A 22,874-nucleotide genomic window follows, 5' to 3' on the forward strand; every position below is an offset into this window, starting at 1 on the left:
GATGTATTAATTTGAATCCGAAAGGAAGTCTACGATTTTTTTGTACACGTCTTTGTTTTGCAAACTGTGTCCTAATCCTTTGGTGGTTTCCAAAACAGAGGCTTTCCAATGATTGGTGATTTTTTCGCCTTCTTTGTACAACACAATTTTGTCTTCTACATCGTGAATAATAAAACCTTTGGCTGTAATGTTTGGAGTAAAATGTTGTGCAGAAAATTGTTCGACTTTGATTTGGAAGTAATCCCAATAATGTTGGTGTAATAACTGCACCATGCGACTATTCAAACTCAATAATTTGATGTAGTTTTCAAAAATGACTTTAAAGTCGGCAGGAGCGCCTAACAATACCATTTTTTCAATACTTGGATTTTGGTAGGTAGCTTGGTAATACAAACTTGTTTTTCCACCAATCGAATGACCAATGATATACTTGGGTGCGTATTTTTTGGACACAATATCGATATAAGAAGCATACTGGAACACATTGAATTCTTTCCCTTCCGAAAGTCCGTGAGCAGGTGCGTCAATAGCAATTATGGTATGGCCTGTTTCTAGAAGATGCGGAATTAATTTTTTCCAACGTGCCGTATTGCTTTCCCAACCGTGAATTAGAAAAATAATTTTTTCATCGCCTTTCCAGATATAGGTTTGGAAGTTTTGTCCGTTTTTTTCAAAAGTTTCTTTTTCGGCTTCGGCTAAAAATGGGGGTAAATTTGTGGCGTCCAACTTTCCTTTGCGGGGTTGGCTAAAAAGGGAGTACGCAATTAGGGTTGCTTTTTTAGGAGCTATAAAACACAATAGGTTGAGGTAGGCTCCGTAAGATTTGGTAGTAATATAGAAAAGGAATCGTTTCATAATAAAAAAGTCCCGATTTGCATCGGGACTTAAAGTATTTAAAATTTAGAAAATAATTTTTCCATTTTTTCTCTTTCTTCTTCGGCTAATGTACTGTCAACCAAAATTCTTCCAGAGTGTTCATCTGTGATAATTTTCTTTCTTGAAGCAATTTCCACTTGTGTTTGTGGTGGAATAGTAAAGAAAGAACCTGCAGAGGCTCCTCTTTCGATAGAAACAACAGCTAATCCGTTACGAACGCTGCTTCTGATTCTTTTGTAAGCAGTTAACAAACGCTCTTCGATTTGTGCTTCGTACTCAGCTGATTTTTCAGATAAGAATTCTTCTTCTTTCTGAGTTTCAGCCATAATAGCATCCAATTCTGATTTTTTGTGTTTCAAGTGTGCTGATTTTGCTTCTAATTTTTCTTTAGAATTAGCAATCACCTCTTTTTTATGTTCGATAGAAGCTTTCATTTCTTTGATTTGCTTTTCAGCCAATTGAATTTCTAATTCTTGAAATTCAACTTCTTTAGTCAAAGAGTTGTATTCTCTGTTATTACGAACGCTCTCTTGTTGTTTAGTGTATTTTTTGATAGCTTCTTTGTGATCGTCAATAGCATTTTTCTTTACTTTGATTAGATCTTCAATTACTTCAAGCTCGCTTTTTAATTTTTCTGAACGAGTGCTTAAACCAGCTACTTCATCTTCTAAATCTTCTACTTCTAAAGGAAGTTCTCCTCTAACGTTTCTGATTTCGTCAATTCTAGAGTCAATTAATTGTAAATCGTAAATTGCTCTTAACTTGTCCTCGACACTTAATTCTTTTTTAGTCGCCATATTTTATAAGTACTTAACTGGATTTGTATTTTCTTCTGAAAAAATGATGGCAAAATTAAGGATTTTTTTTCTAAGAAAGTCAACAATATAATTTTTTGTATAGCGTTCGCTTTCAAAATGCCCAATATCTGCCAAAAGTAATTGATTTTCAGCTTCATAAAACTGATGGTATTTCAAATCTGCTGTTAGAAAAGCATCGGCACCTGCTTGAATTGCGTTTTTGATAGCAAAACTTCCAGCACCTCCCAAAACCGCTACTTTTTGGATTGATTTTTGGGTAAATTGTGAATGACGAATCCCTTCAGATTGCATTTTTTCTTTTACCATTCCCAAGAATTCTTTTTCGTTCAAGGGATTTTCTAATTCGCCAATCATTCCTAAGCCGATATTCTGGTGTTGGTTCTTTAAATCGTAAATTTCGTAAGCGACTTCTTCGTAGGTATGACTTTGGAACAAGGCCTTTAGGATTTTACTTTCCAAGTGTTTTTCAAAAGTCACTTCGATTTTGATTTCGTCTCCTTGAACAAATTCAAATCGTTCGCCAATTTCAGGATTACTGTGTTCGTTCCCCATATAGGTCCCAATCCCTTTAGAATTGAAACTACAATTGTCATAATTGCCAATGCTTCCTGCTCCGGCATTGAATAATGCGTTGCGCACTTCTTCGGCATTTTCTGGAATAGTATAGGTCACTAATTTGCGGATGAAGTTTTCTTTTGGAATGAGAATTTTGGTGTTTTTCAATCCCAAAGCATCACAAAATATTTTGTTGACACCTTCTGGATGATTGTCTAAAGCGGTATGAACGGCATAGATAGCAATATCATTTTTGATGGCTTTAATAATGGCGCGTTCTACATAATTCTTGCCCGTAATTTTCTTTAAACCTGAAAATAAGATGGGGTGGAAGCATACTACCAAATTGCAGTTTTTAGTAATAGCTTCATCAATAACACTTTCTAAGGCATCATGACATACTAAAACCCCTGTCGCTTCATTCTCTTGATTACCTACTAATAGTCCTACATTGTCAAAGTCTTCGGCATAGGCCAAAGGAGCCATTGCTTCGAGAATAGGGAATATTTCTTTTATTTTCATTTCCTTTTGTTATAATGAACAAAGTAACGAATAATGGTCGCAACTTTTATATAAAGATAAAATATTCTACTTTCGTACCATGAATCTTTTCCGAAAAATACTATTTCCTTTTGCCATTTTGTACGGCTTGATTACGAGTATTCGTAATTTTTTGTTTGACAAAGGCATTTTAAAATCGTATTCGTTTGATTTACCCATCATAGCTGTTGGTAATTTGAGCGTGGGAGGCACTGGAAAAACACCCCAAATAGAGTATTTAATTCGGTTACTTTCCAATCAATATGCACTAGCTACTTTAAGCAGAGGTTATAAAAGAAAATCTACCGGATTTGTTCTAGCTAATAAAACTTCCAATGCTGAAATATTGGGAGACGAACCTTTCCAATTTTATCAAAAATTTCCATCCATTCAAGTTGCAGTAGATGCGGATAGGAAAAATGGTATTGAACAGTTATTGGCACAAACGCATTCGCCTCAAGTGATTTTATTGGATGATGCGTACCAACATCGAAAAGTCAAAGCGGGATTTTATGTTTTGCTTACCGCTTATGATGATTTGTTTTCGGATGACATTCTGTTGCCAACAGGCAATTTGAGAGAATCAAAAAGTGGCGCTCGAAGAGCGGATTTGATTGTGGTAACTAAATGCCCAACAACACTTTCAGAACTAGAACAAGCTCAAATTAAGCAAAAATTAAGACGACTCTCCAAGTCCACTCAAGCCGTTTATTTTACTTTTGTGGCCTATGATAGTGTAGTCAGTTCTAAAAAAGAAACGATTCCCGTTGCTGAAATTCAGCAATCAGATTGTGTTCTTTTGGCTGGAATTGCAAAACCGGGTTCATTTTTTAATCATTTAAAAAACAACAATTCTCTTTGTTTGACGTATCCTGATCATCATCATTTTTCGGATAGCGACATTCAGGAAATCAAACAAAAGGCGGGTAATAAACGAATTGTGACTACTGAAAAAGATTACGTTCGATTGAAAGATTCGATTTTGCAAGAGCAATTGTATTATTTATCGATTCGAACGTCATTTATTGCCGATTCAGACCAATTTGATGCTACTATCTTAGACTTTGTTAAACACTATTTTAAAAATAATATACCTACACCCACTTAAATCCAATGCAAAAAACAACTCGCCAACTGGCTACCTTGATTGTAGGATTCTTCATAAGTCAGTTTGTTACAGCTCAGAATGTTGTTTCAATAAAAGGAACTGTATTCAGTGGAAATGAGGCTTTGGAATTTGTTGAAGTCAATTTGAAAAAAGTGAGCGACACTACTAAAATAGTAGGGTATGCGGTTACCGATGCAAAAGGTGATTTTTCAATTGAAAATGGAAGTTCAGGAGAGTATATCATTCAATTCCGTTTGTTTGGATATCGTACGGCTTCTCAAAAACTAACACTTTCTGGAATACCTGTTGTTTTAGATAAAATCATTTTAAAAAGTAACGAAACTCATTTAGATGCTGTAGTCGTAACGGCTAAAAAGAAGACGATAGAAAAAGTTCAGGGAGGATTTGTTTTTAATGCAACGACCTCTATTGCACAAATTGGGGGTACCGCAACCGACTTATTGAAAAACATCCCTACGATTTCTGTAGATGCAGATGGAGCAATTACTTTAAGAGGTAAAAAGCCTTTGATTTTGATTAATGGAAAAAATTCAGCTATTACTAATATTGACCAAATTGCAGCCAGCAGCATCGAAAACATTGAAGTAATTAGTAATCCCACCGCTAAATACGATGCCAATGCAGAAAGTGGGATTATTAACATTAAGCTCAAAAAAAACAATCAAAAAGGAACTAATGGGGCTTTCGTTTTAGGAACTGGTTTTGGTGATAAAGGAAGAGTGAATAGTTCGGTTATCTTGAATCATAAGGTTGGGAAATGGAATTTTGGCTTAGGATATGATAATCGTTTTGCTGGGAGAACCAAAAAAATCAATTCTAGCCGTACCAATTATTTTATAGCAAATGAATATTTATTGACGCAAAGCCGTGATGATAAGCGTTTGGAGCAGTTGCAAAATTTAAAATTCAATGTTGATTTTTCTCCCAATGAAAATAATAGTTTTTCTTTTGAAGCTATCGGCAACATGGAAGGTCAAGACAATGACGAGACATTATACAGTTTATTAAATACCAATTCTCTTTCTTTTTATTCTAATTCTAAAAGACATTCGTTGGAACTAGAACGTTCTAAAGTAGCTGAATTAGCCTTAAATTATGAACGAAAATTTGCAGATGAACGCAAAATTTTGACCGCAAGTGTAACATCATCTTTTAATAGAGATAGAGAAAATACGGATATTGATACTTATAATTATGACGTGAATTATTTGCCATTAGGGATTGCTTCTTGGCAAAGAACACACAATTATGAGAATGAGAATATTTCGAATGCTAAAATCGATTATGCTTTTCCAATAACTAAAAATACTAGTGTAGAAACTGGATACAAAGGGACTTTTCGATTTTTTAATTCCGATTTTCAAACAGCTGATCAGATAAATACGACTTATGTAGTTAATGCTATTGCTAGTAATACCTTTCAATTCAATGAACAAATCAATGCTGTTTACGGAATGTTGAATTCGTTTTCGGGAAATAGTGAAAATCCTAAATGGAAATACAACTTAGGCTTGCGTGCAGAGCAAATTTCAAATAATGGAAAAACAGTTAATCAGAATACTGATTTTAGTAATCATTATTTAAAATTATTCCCTTCGGCTTCGGTTCAATTTAATGTAACCCCAGAAGAGTCAATTAAGTTAGGCTATAGCAAAAGAATTAATCTTCCAGAGTTGGATCAGTTAAATCCTTTTATGGATATTACAGATGCTTTAAATCCACATTCTGGTAATCCGTATTTAAAACCTGAAATTGTACATATTGTAGAGTTAGGGTATAACAAAGACTGGACAGGTTGTTCTTTTTCAGCAACCTCTTTTTACAGAAATGCTCAAAATACGATTAAACAATATTCAGAATTACAGAGTAACGGAGCCGTTTTAGTATCTCCTAAAAACTTTGGAGAAACAATTACCTATGGTTTAGAATCTATTTTTAGTTGGAGACCACTCTCTTTTTATGATGCTAATTTTAGTTTAACTGCTTTTCAGCAAAATATTAATGGATCTAACTTGGCTCAAGATGTAGTGAGTAAGGCATTCAATTGGTACGGAAAATGGATCAATAATTTTGTTCCTTGGCAAGGAGGGAAGTTACAATTGATAGGGAGTTATAATTCGAAATTAGCTACCGCTCAAGGGAATCGAATTGCTATTTATAGTATGGATTTAGGGTTTCAACAAAAGGTAGGTAAATCCAATTCTAGATTGGGATTGGTAGTAACAGATGTATTCAATACCTTGAAAAGTGGGTATGTAAATAACACGGCAAATTTTACTAATAATCGTACTTCCAAAGCAGATACGCGTGCTATTATGCTAACCTTTGCGTATACGTTTAAATCTGAATTTAAAGAAAAGTTGTTAGAAAATCAGTTTGCTCCTGAATATTAATTAAGACTTAAGTTGGTTTGTATACAAAACCAAATCAATCAAACGGGAAGAATAACCAATTTCGTTATCATACCAACCTACGACTTTTACCATTTTATCAATTACAGAAGTCAGTTGTGCGTCAAAAACACAAGAGTGAGTGTTTCCAATCACATCCACGGATACAATAGGATCTTCGGTATACGCCAAAATTCCTTTTAAAGTAGTTTGTGATGCTAACTGGAAAGCTGCATTGATTTCGTCAATCGTTACCGCTCGTTGTACATTGAAAGTAATATCGGTAAGAGAACCGTCAGGAACAGGAACACGAATTCCGCAACCTCCCATTTTATTTTCTAAATGTGTAAAAATTTTAGTCAATGCTTTGGCCGCACCGGTAGTTGTAGGAACTATAGATTGACTGGCGCCACGCGCACGTCTTAAATCTTTATGAGGTTGGTCGTGTAAACTTTGGTCGGTTGTAAACGAGTGAATAGTAGTAATATAAGCCTGTTCAATACCGCACAACTGATCAATAATTTGAATCATTGGCGCGGCATTATTGGTAGTGCAACTTGCATTAGAAATGATATTTTCACTTCCGTCAAGAATATTTTCGTTAACACCCAAAACGATGGTTTTAATGCTATCTACTTCGGAAGGTGCGGATAGAATTACTTTTTTGGCTCCTGCCAAAATATGTGCATTGAGTTCGTCAAACGTCTTGTATTTACCAGTCGATTCAATAACGTAGTCAATATCTAGACTTTCCCAATCCAAATTGGCAATGCTTTTTTCGTGGAAGAATGATATGTGTTTGCCATCTACAATAATACCTTTTGCATCAGAAGTTACTTCCAAAGGTAATACCCCGTGAATACTGTCGTATTTCACCAAATGCGCCATGGTTTGGGTATCAGCAATGTCATTGATGGCCACCACTTCGATTTGAGGATGGTTTAGCAGTAATCGAAAAAGATTTCGACCAATTCTCCCAAAACCATTGATAGCGATTCGTATTTTCAAAGTAAAAGTATATCGTTTAAAGAATGTGTTTTTGTGCCTTGTAAGAAGAGCGTACTAAAGCGCCACTTTCTACATGACGGAAACCTAATTCTAATCCGTATTTTTCGTATTTCTCGAATTGTTCAGGCGTAATGTATTCTTTTACAGGTAGGTGTTTTTTACTAGGTTGCAAGTATTGACCGATAGTTACCACATCGACATTAGCAGCGCGAAGATCACGAAGTGTTTGCAAAACTTCTTCCTCTTCTTCGCCTAAGCCAAGCATAATACCTGATTTGGTTCTGTTGATTCCTTTTTCTTTCAAGTAACGCAATACTTCCATACTACGATCGTATTTAGCTTGAATACGTACTTCACGAGTTAATCGGCGTACGGTTTCAATATTGTGCGAAACCACCTCAGGATTGGCCTCTACAATACGATCTAGATTTCGTTCGATGCCTTGGAAATCCGGAATTAAGGTTTCTAAAGTCGTATTCGGATTCATTCTTCGAATGGCTTTCACCGTTTCAATCCAAATAATTGAACCGCCATCTTTTAAATCGTCTCTATCAACGCTAGTGATAACCGCGTGTTTGATGTTCATGATTTTAATTGAACGGGCTACTTTTTCTGGTTCATCCCAATCGACTGTTTCTGGACGACCCGTTTTTACCCCACAAAAACCACAAGAACGGGTACAAACATTCCCTAAAATCATAAAGGTTGCAGTCCCTTCACCCCAGCATTCGCCCATATTAGGACAACTTCCTGAAGTGCAAATCGTGTTCAAGCTATATTTGTCAACTAATCCTCTTAGTTCGGTGTATTTTTGACCAATAGGTAATTTTACACGAAGCCATTTCGGTTTAGAAGTGGGTAATTTAGTATCTAAAACAGTTTCCATACAATCAATTTTTCGGTTACAAATATAAGGAATGTTGTTGAGTTGGTTGAGGTTAATTTGGATTAACAAAAGTTAAAAAATAGCAGATGAATTACGTTCCTTTTTGAATGATTTCGGCTAATAATTTTTTAGCTCTCAAAATCTTAATTTTTACGTTGCTCAGCGGTTCGTCAATTTTAGTAGCGATTTCTTGGTAACTCATCTCTTGAAAATAGCGCATCTGAATCACTTCTTGATAATGCGGTTTCAATTCTTTGATGAATTTCAATAATTGCGAAAGGTTTTGCTCTGTGATTAATTTGTCTTCTACAGAGGGAGTAGTGTCGGCTACATTATGCGCTTTTTGATCGTCGTCTTCCGTAATTTCTACAAACAGACTCGATTTTCTTTTGCGTAACAAATCAATATGTCCATTTTTGGCAATAGCAATTAGCCACGTATTGAACTGAAATTCGTTGTTGTAAGTGCTGATTTTGTCAAAAGCCTTGGAGAACGTTTCGATAGTAATGTCTTCCGCATCTGTTTCGTTTTCGGTACGAATTAGCATAAAGGCAAATACTTCGTTCCAATAATAATCCAATAGAAAAGTAAAGGCAGTTTGATCGCCTTGTTTTGCTTTTTCTATTTGTTTGATTATTTCCAATGGGTTGGTTTTGAGAATAAATTGGTAAAATACGCATTCACTTGTGTAAAGATAAGCACAATTTCAACAACAGGGAACCACAATTTAATGTCGTTTTCTTTTAATTTTCCTGCTGAAAATCCGACTATAGTCCAAGCGATACTATATCGTGCCAAAAAGATACTTAATACAATTATCCATTCAAATTGGAATGCCAATAAGAAGACTGCGACCAATAGAAATAACAGTTGAGAACCATAAAAAACACCTAATCGTAATTGGTCTAATGACTTGAAGTGATTAGCCGTTGCGATTTGTCTTCTTTTTTGGTTGAAAAAGGCGGAAAAAGTAGTCTTTGGTTTCGAATAAGAAAAACTTTCAGGAGTGTAAGCAATGGTTGTGTTTTTGCCATTTGCTGCTTGGTTAATGAATAATTCATCGTCACCTGTGCGAATTTGCATGTGATCAATAAAACCATTGACATTGAAAAACTCTTCTTTTTTGTAGGCCATATTACGACCCACTCCCATATAAGGATATCCCATTTTTGCCCAAGAAAAATACTGAATGGTATTTAATACATTCTCAAAACGGATGATTTTGTTTAGAAACGAATTGGCTACTTTTTCATATTTACCATAACCTAAAACAATCGTTTTTTGCATGGTAAATTGCGAACTCATAGCCGTAATCCAATCTTTAGAAGTAGGATAGCAATCCGCATCTGTAAAAAGTAAATATTCTTTTTTAGCCGCTTTTATACCTAGGGTTAAAGCGTATTTTTTATTGCCCCAAAAAGCTTCGTTGTTTTCTACTTTGACCAAGCGGACATTGGGATATTGCTTTTCAAATTGTTCGAAAATTTCTAATGTATTATCTCCTGAAGCATCGTCAATCAAAACGATTTCAAAATCAGGATAATTTTGTTCGGCTAAAAGTGGAATGTAATTGGCTACATTTTCTTCTTCATTTTTAGCACATACAATTACTGAAATCGGAATTCGTTTCGGGGTGATTTTCTGTGCTTTGGCAAAAGCAAATTTTCCAAAAACACCTAAATAATACGCCAATTGAATAGCTGCTAAAACAATAAAAATGTATAGAATAATAAGCATGGGGAAATTGTCTTTTAAAATCGTGTGCAAAGGTATGAATACAAAAACAAAATTGAAATGAAACAATAGGAATTTTTACCGCTTATTTTTCTTTTTTGATTTGAAATTTGAATAGTTGTTTTCTTTTGATGAAAGTATATGAAACCCGTCAGTTCGAGTGTTTTTTGTGTAGTAGAACGGAACAAAAAATGTATCGAGAACCATTTAAAGTGAAATTTTCCTTGTTCTCGATACAATTTTCTTCCCGATGTTTCAGAAGAAAATCACTCGAACTGACGAAAAATTTTCATCAACGTACTTTTATTGATGATTTAAATTACATTCACTTCCGCTTCAATATGAATGCCAAAAGTATTATATACTGTGTCTTGAATATTTTTTGATACCGCCAAAATTTCTTGTCCAGTAGCATTTCCATAATTAACTAAAACTAAAGCCTGATTTTTATGTACTCCGGCATCGCCAAAACGTTTGCCTTTGAAACCGGCTTGTTCTATAAGCCAACCCGCAGGGACTTTTACTTCGGTTGCTGAAACTTCAAAGAATTTCATGTCAGGAAATTGTGGATGAATTTTTTCGAATTCAGTTTTCGAAATAATTGGATTTTTGAAAAAACTACCGCTATTGCCTAATTCTTTAGGGTCGGGTAATTTACTTTGACGAATCGCAATGACGGCATTACTCACGTCTTTCAGACTAGGGTTTTGAATGTTGTGTTTCTCCAATTCGCCCAAAATATCGCCATACGAAGTATTGATATTGTGGTTGCGTTTGGTTAATTTGAAAACAACAGAAGTAATGATGTACTGGTCTTTGACCTCATTTTTGAAAATACTTTCTCGGTAACCAAAATGACATTCGGCATTCGTAAAAGTTTTCATTTCTTGATTCGCAATTGATATGGCTTGACAAGAAATAAAATGGTCTTTGATTTCGGCACCATAAGCCCCAATATTCTGCACAGGAGTAGTTCCCACGTTGCCAGGAATGAGCGACATATTTTCTAATCCGCCAAAATTTTGATCAATCGTCCAAAGCACAAATTCATGCCAGTTTTCGCCAGCCTGACTCTCGACCCAAACAAAATCATCATTTTCTTCGATGATTTTTTTACCTTTCAAGTCAATATGAATCACTAAGGCGTCAATGTCTTTGGTCAAAAGCATATTGCTTCCACCTCCTAAAATAAATTTTTTCTCTGTTGTATTTTCAGTCAAAACGGTTTTTAAATCAGCTAATGAATGCACCGCTGTAAATTGTTTTGCTTTGGCTTCAATGCCAAAAGTATTGTAGTTTTTTAGAGAAAAATTAGATTGTATGGTCATAAAACAAAGTGCTTTTTTGAAAGTTCAAAAGTAAGAATTAAAAGTCTTCGGTAGTTACCGCGCGATTGATAAAATCGTTCAAAGGTTTTAAAGCGATTAATTTTTTTGTCATTTTGGCGACAAAATCTTCTTTTAGAACTTCTGAAATATCAAATTTCTGACTGGCTTCAAAACTTTTTAATTTTAAAAACTCAATGGCAGGATGGTCTTTTTCGTAACCTCTAGGTGGATTTTTTAGAATACTCGATACGTTACGATCAAAATCGCCAAACTCTTTTTTGAAATTTTCCTCCTGTAGAATGGCTTCTAAATCATCATAGAAAAAGGCTATTTCTTTACGAACTTTTTTTAAATCGTCTGCTTCGGGGCAATAAAACCCACCGGCAATAAAACTTTTGTCTCTTTCAATATGAACGTAATATCCTGAACGATTTTTACCTTTGGCACCCGAAGAAAGCCAAACTCCTGCATAGGATTTGTAGGGTGTTTTGTCTTTTGAAAAACGAATGTCACGGTTGATTCTAAACGTGCAATTTTTTACTTCCAACATTTCGAGTGAAGGATCTAAAGGTTTCATCATATCAAGGAATTGACCTACTAATTGTTGGTAGTCCTTTTTGAATATTTCGTATCGTTTTTTATTCTCTAAAAACCAATCTCTATTGTTGTTGGCTTTTAAATCGTCTAAAAATTGTAGGCTGTCTTTGGAAAGCATTGAGGTGTTTTTAGAATTGTTTTTTTAAATCAGGTTCGCTAATGTAACCAGAATGTTGCCATTTTAATTGTTTGTTGTCGTACAATAATAGCGTAGGCAATTCGCTAATTTTCATTTCTGAAAGTAGGCTTTTGTTTTTATCAGCATCTAGACGAATAATAACGATTTTGTCTCCCATTTCTTTTTGCATTTTTAAAAGATAAGGCGTCATTTTTTTGCAAGGCGCACACCATTCGGCATAAAAATCAATGAGTACTTTTTTATCCGAATTCAACAAATCGGCATATTCTTTCTGAGTGATTCCAATCCACTTTTCGGAAGGTTTAGATAGCCCAGCGGCTTCCCATTTTAGGATTCCACCTTCCATTTCAATTACATTGGTAAAACCTAATTCAGCTAATTTTTCGGCTGCTTTGTGGCTTCTTCCACCACTTTTACAGTACACAAAAATCGGCTTTGATTTATCGTATTTTACACTATTGGCTACAAAATCAGGATTCATCCAATTTACATTTTGAGCTTGGATTAAATGTCCTGAAGCAAATTCTTCAGGCGTTCTAACATCAACTACTTGTGGGGTGGGAGTAGCTTGTATTGCCTTTGAAAAAGCAACAGCGTCAATTGTTTGGATATTTTTTGAAGGCTGTCCTTTGCAAGAAGTTATTGCCAAAGTGACTATTGCTAGTAGTATAATTTTTAATTTCATATCGTAGTCATTAATTAAGTATACGCTAATGTACGGATTTTATTGGTCGGATTCTTTTAATAAAATCCTAAATAAAAGTTATAAATTAAATATTTTATAACTCTGATGGGTCGATTTCACTATGGTTTCTGTTCGTTCCGGATGAGTGTCGGAAATAAAGAGTTGTCCAAAAGTATCGCTATTCACCATTTCTACAATTTTAGCCACGCGACTTTCGTCTAATTTGTCGAAGATGTCATCAAAAAGTAAAATAGGTTTGACGCCGCTTTGTTTTTTTAGGAATTCAAATTGAGCTAATTTTAAGGCAATAAGAAATGATTTTTGCTGGCCTTGTGAACCAAATTTCTTAATGGGATGGGAGTCAATTTCAAATGATAAATCGTCTTTGTGAACTCCAACGCTAGTATATTGTAAAGCTTTATCTTTAGAAAGATTTTCTTGTAAAAGCGTTAGTAAATCATTTTCGAATAAATGACTTTCATACACGAGTTGAACCGTTTCTTGCGAATCAGTTATTGCTTGGTGGTGTTTGTTGAAAATAGGAATGAATTCCCCAATAAATGACTTTCTTTTTTCAAAAATCGACTGAGCAAACTCATTCAGCTGCTTATTATAGATGGATAAAGTATCGTTGTCAAAGACATGATTTAAAGCAAAATATTTCAGCAAAGCATTACGCTGACTAATTATTTTTTGATGCTGAATTAATTGTTGAAGGTAAATTGCGTCCAATTGTGAGATGACACTGTCCATGAACTTGCGACGGGTTTCGCTACCTTCGATAATTAAATCCCTGTCGGCTGGCGAAATAATCACTAAAGGAACAAAACCAATGTGGTCGGAGAATTTATCGTAGACTTTTCCGTTGCGTTTTAGGATTTTCTTCTGTCCTTTTTTTAAACTGCAAACAATTTGTTCAGCTCTGTTTTCTTTTTCCAATTCGGCATCAATAACAAAAAACTCTTCGCCGTGTTTGATGTTTTGGACAGCAAGCGGATTAAAATAGCTCTTTCCGTACGATACATGATAAATCGCATCGAGTACATTCGTTTTTCCGATTCCGTTTTTTCCAACAAAACAATTGATTTTGGTGTCAAACTCGAAATTAGCTTCGGAAAAGTTCTTGTAATTGAATAATGAAATCTTTTTTAAATACATTTTTTGTCTTGCTGGAATGAAGAATGGGGCTTTATTAGAGCGCTTTTTCAAACTGCCCGCAAATTATTGAAAAATATCCACAAAATGCCTTTTAGATTTGAATAAAAATTTTATTTTTGCCACTCACTAAATTAAATTGAAATGGCCACTTATAATAAAAGAGGATATAAAACCCCGAAAGAAAAAGAAGTAAAAGAAGTTGTTGAAGACGTTCAGATTGATGAAAAAGACAGTACAACGGCTGGTGTTTTCTCAAAATTAGATGAAACTGCTTCAAAAACAGAAGATTTTGTTGCTAAAAATCAAAAAGTAATTATTGGTTTTGTTGCAGCAATAGCTTTGGTTACTGTAGGGTATTTGGCATTTGAAAAATTCATCGCTACTCCAAAAGAAGAAGAAGCGGCTAATGAAATGTTTGTGGCACAACAAAATTTCCAAAAAGCAACAGACGGTGTAGCAAGCGACTCTTTGTATAAATTGTCATTGAATGGTTCTGAAGGTAAATTTGGTTTCATTAAAATTGCTGACGAATATGCTGGAACTGATGCGGGTAATTTAGCTAACTATTATGCAGGTATTGCTTACTTGAATACAGGTAAATATGCTGAAGCAATTGATTTCTTAAGTAAATTTGAATCAAAAGACATGATTTTGGGCGCTTTAGCAAAAGGGGCTATTGGAGATGCTTATGCTCAAAAGAACCAATTAAAAGAAGCTTTAGACAATTACGCTAAAGCTGCAGAAGCTAGTAAAAATGATTTTACAACGCCTCGTTTCTTATTGAAAGCAGGTAAAACAGCTTTGGCTTTGGGTAATAAAGAAGAAGCTTTGAAATATTTTACAGATATTAAAGATAATTATGACACAACTCCTGAAGCTGCTTCAGTAGATGTGTTGATTGGATTGGCTCAGTAGTTATCCACTAATTTATAATTTAGGTTAGCAATTATAAAGCAATTAGATTTTGTCTAGTTACTTGTAATTTCTAACCTTTATTTTTATCTTTAACATAAAACCTTTAAATTCATTTGAATTATGGCTACTGAAAATAAAAACTTATCAGAATACGATAAAAATAGTGTTCCTGATGCAAGAAACTTTCGTTTTGGAATTGTGGTTGCAGAATGGAATGAAACGATTACCGAAGGACTTTATAATGGTGCTTTTACTGCATTAATTGAGAATCAGGTGCCAGCACAACAAATTATCCGTTGGAATGTACCAGGTAGTTTCGAATTAGTATATGGTGCCAAGAAAATGCTACAAACCCAAAATGTAGATGCAGTAATCGTAATTGGTTGTGTGATTCAAGGACAAACCAAACATTTTGATTTTGTTTGCGAAGGAGTAACACAAGGAATCAAGGATTTAAATGTACAAACCGATATTCCTGTTATTTTTTGTGTATTGACAGATAATACGATGCAACAGTCTATTGATAGAAGCGGCGGAATTCACGGTAACAAAGGGACTGAAGCAGCGATTGCAGCTATCAAAATGGCCTTTATTCGTCAACAAGCTTCGTTATCGCATCAAATTGACAATCAGCATTTATTGGGTAGTGGAGCACTTCAAATTGAAAACAATCCATTGCAAATAGAAGAATAGTAAAATTAATATACCTGAACGAGGGTGTCTAAAAGCACGAGTTTTGTCATTCCGAATTCATTTCGGAATCTATAAATAAAATTGTCAATCAATTATTTTAAGAAACTGAAACAAGTTCAGTTTGACAAAAACAAGACTTTTAAGTCACTCTTTTCTGTTTTTTGTAATTACGGATGTTTCAAAACCAAGTATAAATTCCCTAAATTTGTCCTTTATGGTTTTAGCGTAATTAAACCCCAACCTTTAAACCCTTTTTTAATGTCGAGTATTATTCAATTACTTCCTGATCATGTTGCCAATCAAATTGCCGCTGGTGAAGTGGTGCAGCGACCGGCTTCGGTAGTGAAAGAATTATTAGAGAATGCAGTAGATGCAAAGGCAACGGATATTAAATTGATAATTAAAGATGCTGGGAAATCGTTGATTCAAGTGATTGATAACGGTGTGGGTATGAGTGTAACCGATGCGCGTTTGTGTTTTGAACGTCATGCTACGTCTAAAATTCGCCAAGCGGAAGATTTATTTTCTTTGCATACCAAAGGATTTCGTGGAGAAGCTTTGGCTTCCATTGCGGCGATTGCACATGTTGAAATGAGAACCAAGCAAGACCAAGAAGAATTAGGAACCCATCTGATTATCGAAGGGAGTAAATTTGTTTCTCAAGAAGTAGCTGTTTTGCCTAAAGGGACTTCGTTTGCCGTTAAAAATCTGTTTTACAATATTCCTGCACGACGCAATTTCCTTAAATCGGATATTGTCGAGTACCGCCATGTTATTGATGAGTTCCAACGAGTGGCATTGGCACATCCCAATATTCATTTTACGTTTTATCATAATGGAAGTGAAATGTTCAATTTGCCTCAGTCTAATTTCAGACAGCGAATTGTGGCTATTTTTTCGGGTAAAACCAATGAGAAATTAGTTCCAGTTCAAGAAGAAACCGAGATTGTCGAAATCCAGGGATTTGTGAGTAAACCCGAATTTGCTAAAAAGAATAGAGGTGAACAGTTCTTTTTTGTGAACGACCGATACATAAAAAGCGGGTATTTGCATCATGCGGTTATGGCGGCTTATGACGGAATTCTAAAAGATGGTGCGCAGCCTAGTTATTTCTTGTTTTTGTCAGTGCCACCACATACTATTGATATCAATATCCATCCTACTAAGACTGAGATTAAGTTTGACGATGAACAGGCCTTGTATGCGATTTTGAGAGCGGCTATCAAACACAGTTTAGGCCAATTTAATGTGGCGCCTGTATTGGATTTTGATCGCGATGCTAATTTGGATACGCCCTATCATTATAAAGATATGGAAGGGGCAATGCCTACTGTTCAAGTCGATGCTAATTTCAATCCGTTTGCCGAAGTCCAACCTGCAAAATCGTATTCTGGATCAGGTTCAAGTTATAAAAAAACTGAAATCGCTTCGAGTTGGGAAGGATTGTACGTGGGATTAAAACAAGAAACCGAAACCTTTTCTGCGGCGAGTAATTTTACTTTTGAAAACGAAGAGGTCACATCTTCTTTGTTTGATTTGGAAGACGCTGAGCCAACGGTTCATAGAACCTATCAAATTCATAAAAAATACATTGTTTCGCCTATTAAATCAGGAATGGTCATTGTCGATCAGCAACGCGCGCATCAACGTGTTTTGTACGAACAATTCTTAGTGAACATGACGGTGCATCAAGCTTCAAGTCAGCAATTATTATTTCCTTTAAACTTATACTTTTCTAAAAACGAAATGGAGTTGATTGCTGAACTACAGTTGTCGTTGATGAATACGGGTTTTGTTTTTGAGGAAACTCAAAAAGACCATGTCGTTATTTCAGGTATTCCAGTGAATATTACGGAAAGTGAAGTTTCCTTAGTTTTGGAACAATTGTTGAGTGACTTGCAAGATGGTATTCCTGAAAGCAGTTTTAGTCAAAATGATACTATAGCCAAATCGATGGCGAAAAGTTTAGCCGTTAAAACGGGAAGTTATTTGACCGAAAAAGAGCAAGAAAATCTGGTCAACGGATTGTTTGCTTGTAAGGAACCTAATGTTTCGCCTTTTCAAAAACCCACTTTTATCACGATGCGTGTGGAAGACTTAGATAAAAAATTTGCCCTATGAGAAATGTAACCGAGACTGTTAAGCAGTTAATTATTATTAATATTTTATTTTTTATAGGTACGCTATTAGTTTCAGGACCTGCGTATCAATATCTCGCATTATTTTTTCCTGAAAACCCAGATTTTAAAGCTTGGCAACCCATTACTTATATGTTCATGCACGGTGGATTCATGCATATTTTTTTCAATATGTTTGCCTTGTATTCGTTTGGTTCTGCTCTAGAGCTATTTTGGGGGAGTAAAAAGTTTTTGTTTTTTTATATTTCTTGCGGATTAGGTTCGGCTCTGGTACATACGGGTGTGAATTATTATCATTTTCAAGAAGGTTTGAATACCTTATTGTCTAATGGTTTTTCTAAATCCGAAATCCTACAATTGCTTAACGAAGGAAAAATCGATACCCGTTGGCAAGAATTATTAACTGTATCTCAATTTCAGAATTTCACTAGTGCTTATATCGGCACGGCCGTTGGTGCCTCAGGAGCGATCTACGGAATTATAGTGGCTTTTGCATTTATGTTTCCCAATGCTGAATTGGCTTTGATGTTTGTGCCTATTCCTATTAAAGCTAAATATTTTGTACCGGGCTTAGTATTGGTCGATTTGTATTTAGGAATTTCAGGAAAATCTATTTTTGGAGGTGGCGGAATTGCTCATTTCGCTCATGTCGGCGGTGCTTTGTTTGGATTTATTATTATGTGGTATTGGAAGAAAAATCAGTTCAATTCAAATCGTTGGAATTAGTTTGACAACCTATAAGTGGAATTATAAATGAGTAGTATACTAAACGATTTAAAAATGCAATATCAATTGGGAGGAATTGCCTTTAGGCTAATCTTCTGGAATGTGTTGTGTTTTCTAGTTTCAGTACTGTTTTTTTATCAATTTCAATTCGGAGTGTTTAATTTTCCCAATTGGATTGCGTTGTCTTCTGATCCCAATGTATTGATTACACAACCTTGGACGCTGATTACCTACGCATTTTTTCATCATGGATTTGGGCACTTGTTTTTTAATATGATGGTGCTGCATTTTTCTAGTATGCTTTTCCTCACTTTTTTTAATTCCAAACAATTCTTAGGACTGTATCTGTTGAGCGCCTTGTTTTCTGGGATAGCTTTTGTAACAGGGTATTATTTTTTACATTTGAGTTCGTCAATGGTAGGAGCTTCGGCAGCTATTATGGCTATTTTGGTAGCTACAACCACTTATCGTCCGCTGATGAATGTTCGATTGCTATTTTTTGGAAACGTCAAATTATGGCATATTACGGCTGTAATTTTGGTTTTGGATTTTATGCAATTTAAAATTGAAAACACAGGCGGACATATCGCACATCTTTCAGGAGCGTTTTTTGGATTTATTTTTATTAAATTGCTCCAAAATGGAATTGATTTGAGCCAAATTCTAACAAATCCATTTAAAAAATCGAAACGCGCCCCTTTTAGAAAAGTACATAAAAACTATACCAAATCGACACCAAAGTCAAGTTCAAGAATTGTTGTAAAGGATAAAACCCAGCAGCAAATTGACGAGATTTTGGATAAAATTAGTCAATCGGGTTACGATTGTTTGACTCAAGAAGAAAAAGAATTTCTGTTCAAAGCAGGTAAATAGTTGTAGATAAACAAGAAGATGAAAAATCTTTCGTGGTTCAATAAAGGGATGTTTCTATTGAATATAGTTTTAACTGTAGTGACTTTCAGCGCGTATTTGTTGCCCTTTTTAGCTCCTAAGGCTTTTCCTTTATTGTCGGTTTTAACTTTGTTCATGCCTTTGTTTTTCGTGTTCAATGCCTTGTTTTTTTTCTACTGGGGATTCCAATTTAAAAAACGAATGATTTTATCCGGTTTGGTACTGTTGATGGGGATTACATTTATCAATAAATTCTATAAGTTTTCTGCTAAAGAATTTCCTGAGAGTGAAAAGAATTTTACGGTGATGAGTTATAATGTTCGCTTGTTCAATGTTTTCAAATGGATAGATAGAGACGATGTTCCTTCTCAAATTGTGAATTTTATCAATGATAAAAACCCTGATATTCTTTGTATTCAGGAATATTCTACTTCAGCTGATATTGATTTGAAAGTGTATCCACACAAATACATTTTAATGGCGGGTGACCAAATCAAAACGGGGCAAGCTATTTTTTCGAAATTTCCTATTATCAACGAGGGCAATATTGTTTTTCCAAATTCGAATAACAACGTAATTTTTGCTGATATTAAAAAGGGTAAAGAGATTATTCGGGTGTACAATATGCATTTACAATCCATTAAAATATCGCCTGATGTGACCGAAATCAATGATGATATCAACGTGATTAATCAAAGTAAGTCGCAAAAGCTATTTAATCGGATTAGTAAAGCCTTTAAGCAACAACAGCAACAAGCAGAGTTGTTTAAGGAACATAAAAAAGACTGTGAGTATCCGTTAATTATCTGTGGAGACATGAATAACAGTGCTTTTTCGTATGTGTATAGAAATATCAAAGGAAAACTACGCGATAGCTTTGAAGAAGCAGGAAAAGGGTTTGGTGCAACGTATAAATTTCGCTATTACCCGGCCCGTATTGACTATATTTTTGCCGATGAAAAAATGAAAGTCAAAAAGTTTGAAAGCTTTTCTGATTTTGAAAATTCAGATCATTACCCAATCATGACTCAGCTTTCTTTTGAGTAATTATTTCAACACTAATTGTTGCGATTGTAAATAATCCAAAGCGAACTTCCCTTCATTAAATACTAAATCCAACACGCTTAAATTATTGATAAACCCAAATTTATCGTCAAATACCTGAGTGTAACTTTCAAATTGCGAAGCATCTTTTTTCCCATTAGCTAAAAAGCGAAAATCAGTAATTTCGTTTGAGTTAATCTCGTGAAAATATTCGGTAGTAGTTGAGTACTCTATTTTCATTCGAAGGCATCTGGTAATTAAATCAAATACTTCTAGATTTAAGTCCATTAAAAATTGGTGTTTTTTTTCAAATATTGGGAGTAAATCGTCTTCAAAATATTCGAAAAAAGGTGAACTTCTATAGGCTGCTTCTAAGGATTTAAAGTGTTGCTTTTGCCAATCAAAATCATTTTCAATCTGAATATCTTTTGTTTTTTGATGTGCAGTTTTAGAGTGTTTTACAGGGATATTCAATAACTGAATTCCGTTAGGGCTGTAAATATACGTACGGTTTCTGTTGGTTTGTTTTTGGAAATTATCTTCCATTTCAAACACGATTTTTTCAGCTTGAACAATCGCTGCAAAATGACTGATAGAGGGGAAGTAGGTGGGATGAATAAGAATGTTCATTCGGTTATTCGTTAATTTGGTTATTTGTTGATTTGATTGGTTTGGTAATTTCGTAGTCCATTCAACTTATTAGTAATACTTTCTAATTCCAATCTTAGTTTTGAATATACTTCTTCCGAAATAAAATCCATCTCAAATGATAAGATAAGTTGATTTATTACTTCAATAGCAGAGCTAAAAGCCATTGTAGTAAAATGTGCTTTGTCTTTATAAGTGTTTCTAGCAGAACCTTCCGCTATATTAGAACAAATTGAAACAGAAGCTCTTCTAAGTTGAGAAACTAATCCAAACTTTTCTTGATCAGGAAATGTTGTGGTTATTGTATATATTGATTTAGTAAATTCTTTTGATTCGTTCCAAACTTCGAGTTTTTCAAATGAATAAGTATACATCTTTTTCAAATTACCAAATTACCAAATCAACAAACAAACATCTTATAATTACATAGATTTCTTTTTCTTCCAAAGGTATTCTCCAATGAAATAAGCGACTAAAGCCAATAAGAAAAATTTGAAATACGATTGTGGTTGACCTTCACCGCTAACTGTAGTGAACAAACGATCCCAACGAATTTTTTTCAATCCTTTAGCATTTGAATCTAAGCTCATCCAGATGAAAATAGGTTTTCCTACGATGTGATTTTCAGGAACATAACCCCAGTAACGGCTGTCTTCTGAATTATGTCGATTGTCTCCCATCATCCAATAATAATCTTGTTGGAAAGTATAGGTGGTAGCAACTTTTCCGTTAATTCTAATTTCAGCACCGGTTACTTTTAAATCATTATTTTCATAATCAGTGATGATGGTCCTGTAAAAAGGTAACGTCTCTAAATTCAAGGCTACTGTTTTTCCTTTTTGTGGAATGTAAATAGGGCCAAAATTGTCACGATTCCATTTGTTGATATGCGGGAAAATACCTGGTTCCACTTCTTTCGAAATGATTTTTTGAACTCCTGTAATTCCTGGGATTTGTTTTAGTCTTTCGGCATTAGCAGCGGTTAAAGCCGCTATGAATAAAGTATCTCTTTTTTCGGCATCCATAAAGCCAGCACCATCAGTGATGTCCATGTCTTTCAAAAGAGATTCAAAATCAATAGGTGTTTTACCATCTAATGCTACTTTATAAGAAAACTGAGGTTTGGCTCTTTCAGGCAAAATCAATTCTTTACCATTGACAAAAACAACGCCATCTTTGATTTCTAATTGGTCTCCAGGAATACCTACACAACGTTTTACATAGTTGGATTTCTTATCGATAGGTTTGTTCACTCTCAATCCTGAGTTGTCTCTAAATTTGTATACCGTATCTACAGGCCAGTTGAATACCACAATATCATTTCGTTCAATGGATTGGAATCCTGGAAATCTGAAATAAGGCAATTCAGGCCAATTAAGGTAGGATTTCTTTTTAGTCAAAGGAATGGTGTCATGTACCATAGGAAGTGCCACGGTAGTCATAGGCGTTCTTGCGCCATAGTTCACTTTGCTAACAAATAGAAAGTCGCCCACCAATAATGATTTCTCTAAGGAAGAAGTTGGAATTGTAAATGGCTGAATAAAATAGGTGTGTACAAACGTAGCTACAATGATAGCAAATAGTAAAGAACTAATAGTATCGGCTGTTTTGTTCACCGGTTCTGAACTTCTGTCAGCGGTATAGTTTAATTTTTGAGTATAATTGATATAGGCTATATACAAACCGAAAGTGGCTATTCCTACTACTTTATCTAATGTTGAGTTCTTACCAAAACTGCGTAAGGTTTCTACCCAAATCACAGGGAACATGATCAAGTTAATGATCGGTATAAAAAGTAAGATAGTCCACCAAGTTGGTCGGTCAATTATTTTCAATAGTACAATTGCATTATAAACAGGAATTGCAGCTTCCCAACTTTTTCTACCTGCACTTATGTACAATTTCCAAGTCCCTATGAAGTGGACCACTTGTACCAATAAGAAAAAAATAAACCATTGTGATAGTGTCATAATCGT

At 34.8% G+C, this 22,874-nt stretch carries 22 protein-coding genes; 8 read left to right on the forward strand and 14 right to left on the reverse strand.

From position 1 onward, the window contains the following. Nucleotides 1-6: 6 nt before the first annotated feature. The 3 genes from RMR09_RS09315 to RMR09_RS09325 are packed head-to-tail and all read right to left on the reverse strand — an operon-like array spanning nt 7 to nt 2,771. Nucleotides 7-855, reverse strand: a complete 849-nt coding sequence (locus RMR09_RS09315) for an alpha/beta hydrolase (protein WP_310595528.1) — start codon at nt 853-855, stop codon at nt 7-9. A 38-nt stretch (nt 856-893) separates the two neighbouring features. After that, entirely contained in the window at nt 894-1,673 is a 780-nt protein-coding gene (locus RMR09_RS09320) for a C4-type zinc ribbon domain-containing protein (protein ID WP_310595529.1), read from the reverse strand. A 3-nt stretch (nt 1,674-1,676) separates the two neighbouring features. After that, nucleotides 1,677-2,771, reverse strand: a complete 1,095-nt coding sequence (locus RMR09_RS09325; RefSeq protein ID WP_310595530.1) for a Nif3-like dinuclear metal center hexameric protein — start codon at nt 2,769-2,771, stop codon at nt 1,677-1,679. A 79-nt stretch (nt 2,772-2,850) separates the two neighbouring features. Here RMR09_RS09325 and lpxK point away from each other — a divergent pair, with 79 nt between their 5' ends. Both lpxK and RMR09_RS09335 read left to right on the forward strand, forming a co-directional pair. Then, nucleotides 2,851-3,897, forward strand: coding sequence for a tetraacyldisaccharide 4'-kinase (gene lpxK / locus RMR09_RS09330; RefSeq protein WP_310595531.1), 1,047 nt, complete (start codon nt 2,851-2,853; stop codon nt 3,895-3,897). A 5-nt stretch (nt 3,898-3,902) separates the two neighbouring features. Beyond that, nucleotides 3,903-6,311 carry a TonB-dependent receptor domain-containing protein gene (locus RMR09_RS09335; RefSeq protein WP_310595532.1) on the forward strand — a complete coding sequence of 803 codons (2,409 nt, stop codon included), beginning with the start codon at nt 3,903-3,905 and terminating at the stop codon, nt 6,309-6,311. On the opposite strand, the gene gap is transcribed toward RMR09_RS09335, so the two are convergent. The 8 genes from gap to recF all read right to left on the reverse strand — a co-directional run bounded on the left by gap (nt 6,312) and on the right by recF (nt 13,843). Further along, a complete protein-coding gene (gene gap / locus RMR09_RS09340; protein WP_310595533.1) occupies nt 6,312-7,316 on the reverse strand; it encodes a type I glyceraldehyde-3-phosphate dehydrogenase in 1,005 nt (334 codons plus the stop codon). It lies immediately after the preceding gene. 16 nt (nt 7,317-7,332) lie between these two features. Beyond that, nucleotides 7,333-8,202 (reverse strand): lipoyl synthase, encoded by an 870-nt coding sequence (gene lipA / locus RMR09_RS09345; protein ID WP_310595534.1) that lies wholly within the window; start codon nt 8,200-8,202, stop codon nt 7,333-7,335. Between the two features lie 91 nt (nt 8,203-8,293). After that, nucleotides 8,294-8,845 carry a sigma-70 family RNA polymerase sigma factor gene (locus RMR09_RS09350; protein ID WP_310595535.1) on the reverse strand — a complete coding sequence of 184 codons (552 nt, stop codon included), beginning with the start codon at nt 8,843-8,845 and terminating at the stop codon, nt 8,294-8,296. Then, nucleotides 8,836-9,939, reverse strand: a complete 1,104-nt coding sequence (locus tag RMR09_RS09355) for a glycosyltransferase (protein WP_310595536.1) — start codon at nt 9,937-9,939, stop codon at nt 8,836-8,838. Before RMR09_RS09355 ends, RMR09_RS09350 begins: the two co-directional genes overlap by 10 nt. A gap of 311 nt (nt 9,940-10,250) precedes the next feature. Further along, nucleotides 10,251-11,264 carry a UDP-N-acetylmuramate dehydrogenase gene (gene murB, locus RMR09_RS09360; protein WP_310595537.1) on the reverse strand — a complete coding sequence of 338 codons (1,014 nt, stop codon included), beginning with the start codon at nt 11,262-11,264 and terminating at the stop codon, nt 10,251-10,253. 37 nt (nt 11,265-11,301) lie between these two features. Further along, entirely contained in the window at nt 11,302-11,979 is a 678-nt protein-coding gene (locus RMR09_RS09365) for a DUF2461 domain-containing protein (protein ID WP_310595538.1), read from the reverse strand. A gap of 10 nt (nt 11,980-11,989) precedes the next feature. Further along, complete coding sequence (locus RMR09_RS09370) at nt 11,990-12,685, reverse strand: thioredoxin domain-containing protein (protein WP_310595539.1); 696 nt, start codon at nt 12,683-12,685, stop codon at nt 11,990-11,992. Nucleotides 12,686-12,763: 78 nt separating this feature from the next. Continuing rightward, nucleotides 12,764-13,843 (reverse strand): DNA replication/repair protein RecF, encoded by a 1,080-nt coding sequence (gene recF / locus RMR09_RS09375; protein WP_310595650.1) that lies wholly within the window; start codon nt 13,841-13,843, stop codon nt 12,764-12,766. A gap of 141 nt (nt 13,844-13,984) precedes the next feature. Here recF and RMR09_RS09380 point away from each other — a divergent pair, with 141 nt between their 5' ends. The 6 genes from RMR09_RS09380 (at nt 13,985) to RMR09_RS09405 (ending at nt 20,253) form a co-directional block, all read left to right on the forward strand. Further along, entirely contained in the window at nt 13,985-14,758 is a 774-nt protein-coding gene (locus RMR09_RS09380; protein ID WP_310595540.1) for a tetratricopeptide repeat protein, read from the forward strand. 120 nt (nt 14,759-14,878) lie between these two features. Beyond that, a complete protein-coding gene (gene ribH, locus RMR09_RS09385; RefSeq protein WP_310595541.1) occupies nt 14,879-15,451 on the forward strand; it encodes a 6,7-dimethyl-8-ribityllumazine synthase in 573 nt (190 codons plus the stop codon). Nucleotides 15,452-15,709: 258 nt separating this feature from the next. After that, on the forward strand, nt 15,710-17,572 hold the full coding sequence (gene mutL, locus RMR09_RS09390; RefSeq protein WP_310595542.1) for a DNA mismatch repair endonuclease MutL: 1,863 nt from the start codon (nt 15,710-15,712) through the stop codon (nt 17,570-17,572). Further along, entirely contained in the window at nt 17,569-18,315 is a 747-nt protein-coding gene (locus RMR09_RS09395; protein ID WP_310595543.1) for a rhomboid family intramembrane serine protease, read from the forward strand. The genes mutL and RMR09_RS09395 overlap by 4 nt, the downstream gene beginning before the upstream one ends. 27 nt (nt 18,316-18,342) lie before the next feature. Then, entirely contained in the window at nt 18,343-19,188 is an 846-nt protein-coding gene (locus RMR09_RS09400; RefSeq protein ID WP_310595544.1) for a rhomboid family intramembrane serine protease, read from the forward strand. Between the two features lie 18 nt (nt 19,189-19,206). Next, nucleotides 19,207-20,253, forward strand: coding sequence for an endonuclease/exonuclease/phosphatase family protein (locus RMR09_RS09405; RefSeq protein WP_310595545.1), 1,047 nt, complete (start codon nt 19,207-19,209; stop codon nt 20,251-20,253). On the opposite strand, the gene RMR09_RS09410 is transcribed toward RMR09_RS09405, so the two are convergent. Genes RMR09_RS09410 through lepB form a run of 3 tightly spaced genes read right to left on the reverse strand, consistent with a single transcriptional unit; the run spans nt 20,254 to nt 22,868 of the window. Further along, nucleotides 20,254-20,880: a WbqC family protein gene (locus RMR09_RS09410; protein ID WP_310595546.1), complete on the reverse strand. Its 627-nt coding sequence runs from the start codon at nt 20,878-20,880 to the stop codon at nt 20,254-20,256. It lies immediately after the preceding gene. Between the two features lie 20 nt (nt 20,881-20,900). Further along, complete coding sequence (locus RMR09_RS09415) at nt 20,901-21,272, reverse strand: four helix bundle protein (protein ID WP_310595547.1); 372 nt, start codon at nt 21,270-21,272, stop codon at nt 20,901-20,903. A gap of 48 nt (nt 21,273-21,320) precedes the next feature. Then, nucleotides 21,321-22,868, reverse strand: a complete 1,548-nt coding sequence (lepB, locus tag RMR09_RS09420) for a signal peptidase I (RefSeq protein ID WP_310595548.1) — start codon at nt 22,866-22,868, stop codon at nt 21,321-21,323. Nucleotides 22,869-22,874 lie beyond the last annotated feature (6 nt).

It is taken from the genome of Flavobacterium sp., assembly GCF_031537875.1.
Taxonomy (GTDB): domain Bacteria; phylum Bacteroidota; class Bacteroidia; order Flavobacteriales; family Flavobacteriaceae; genus Flavobacterium.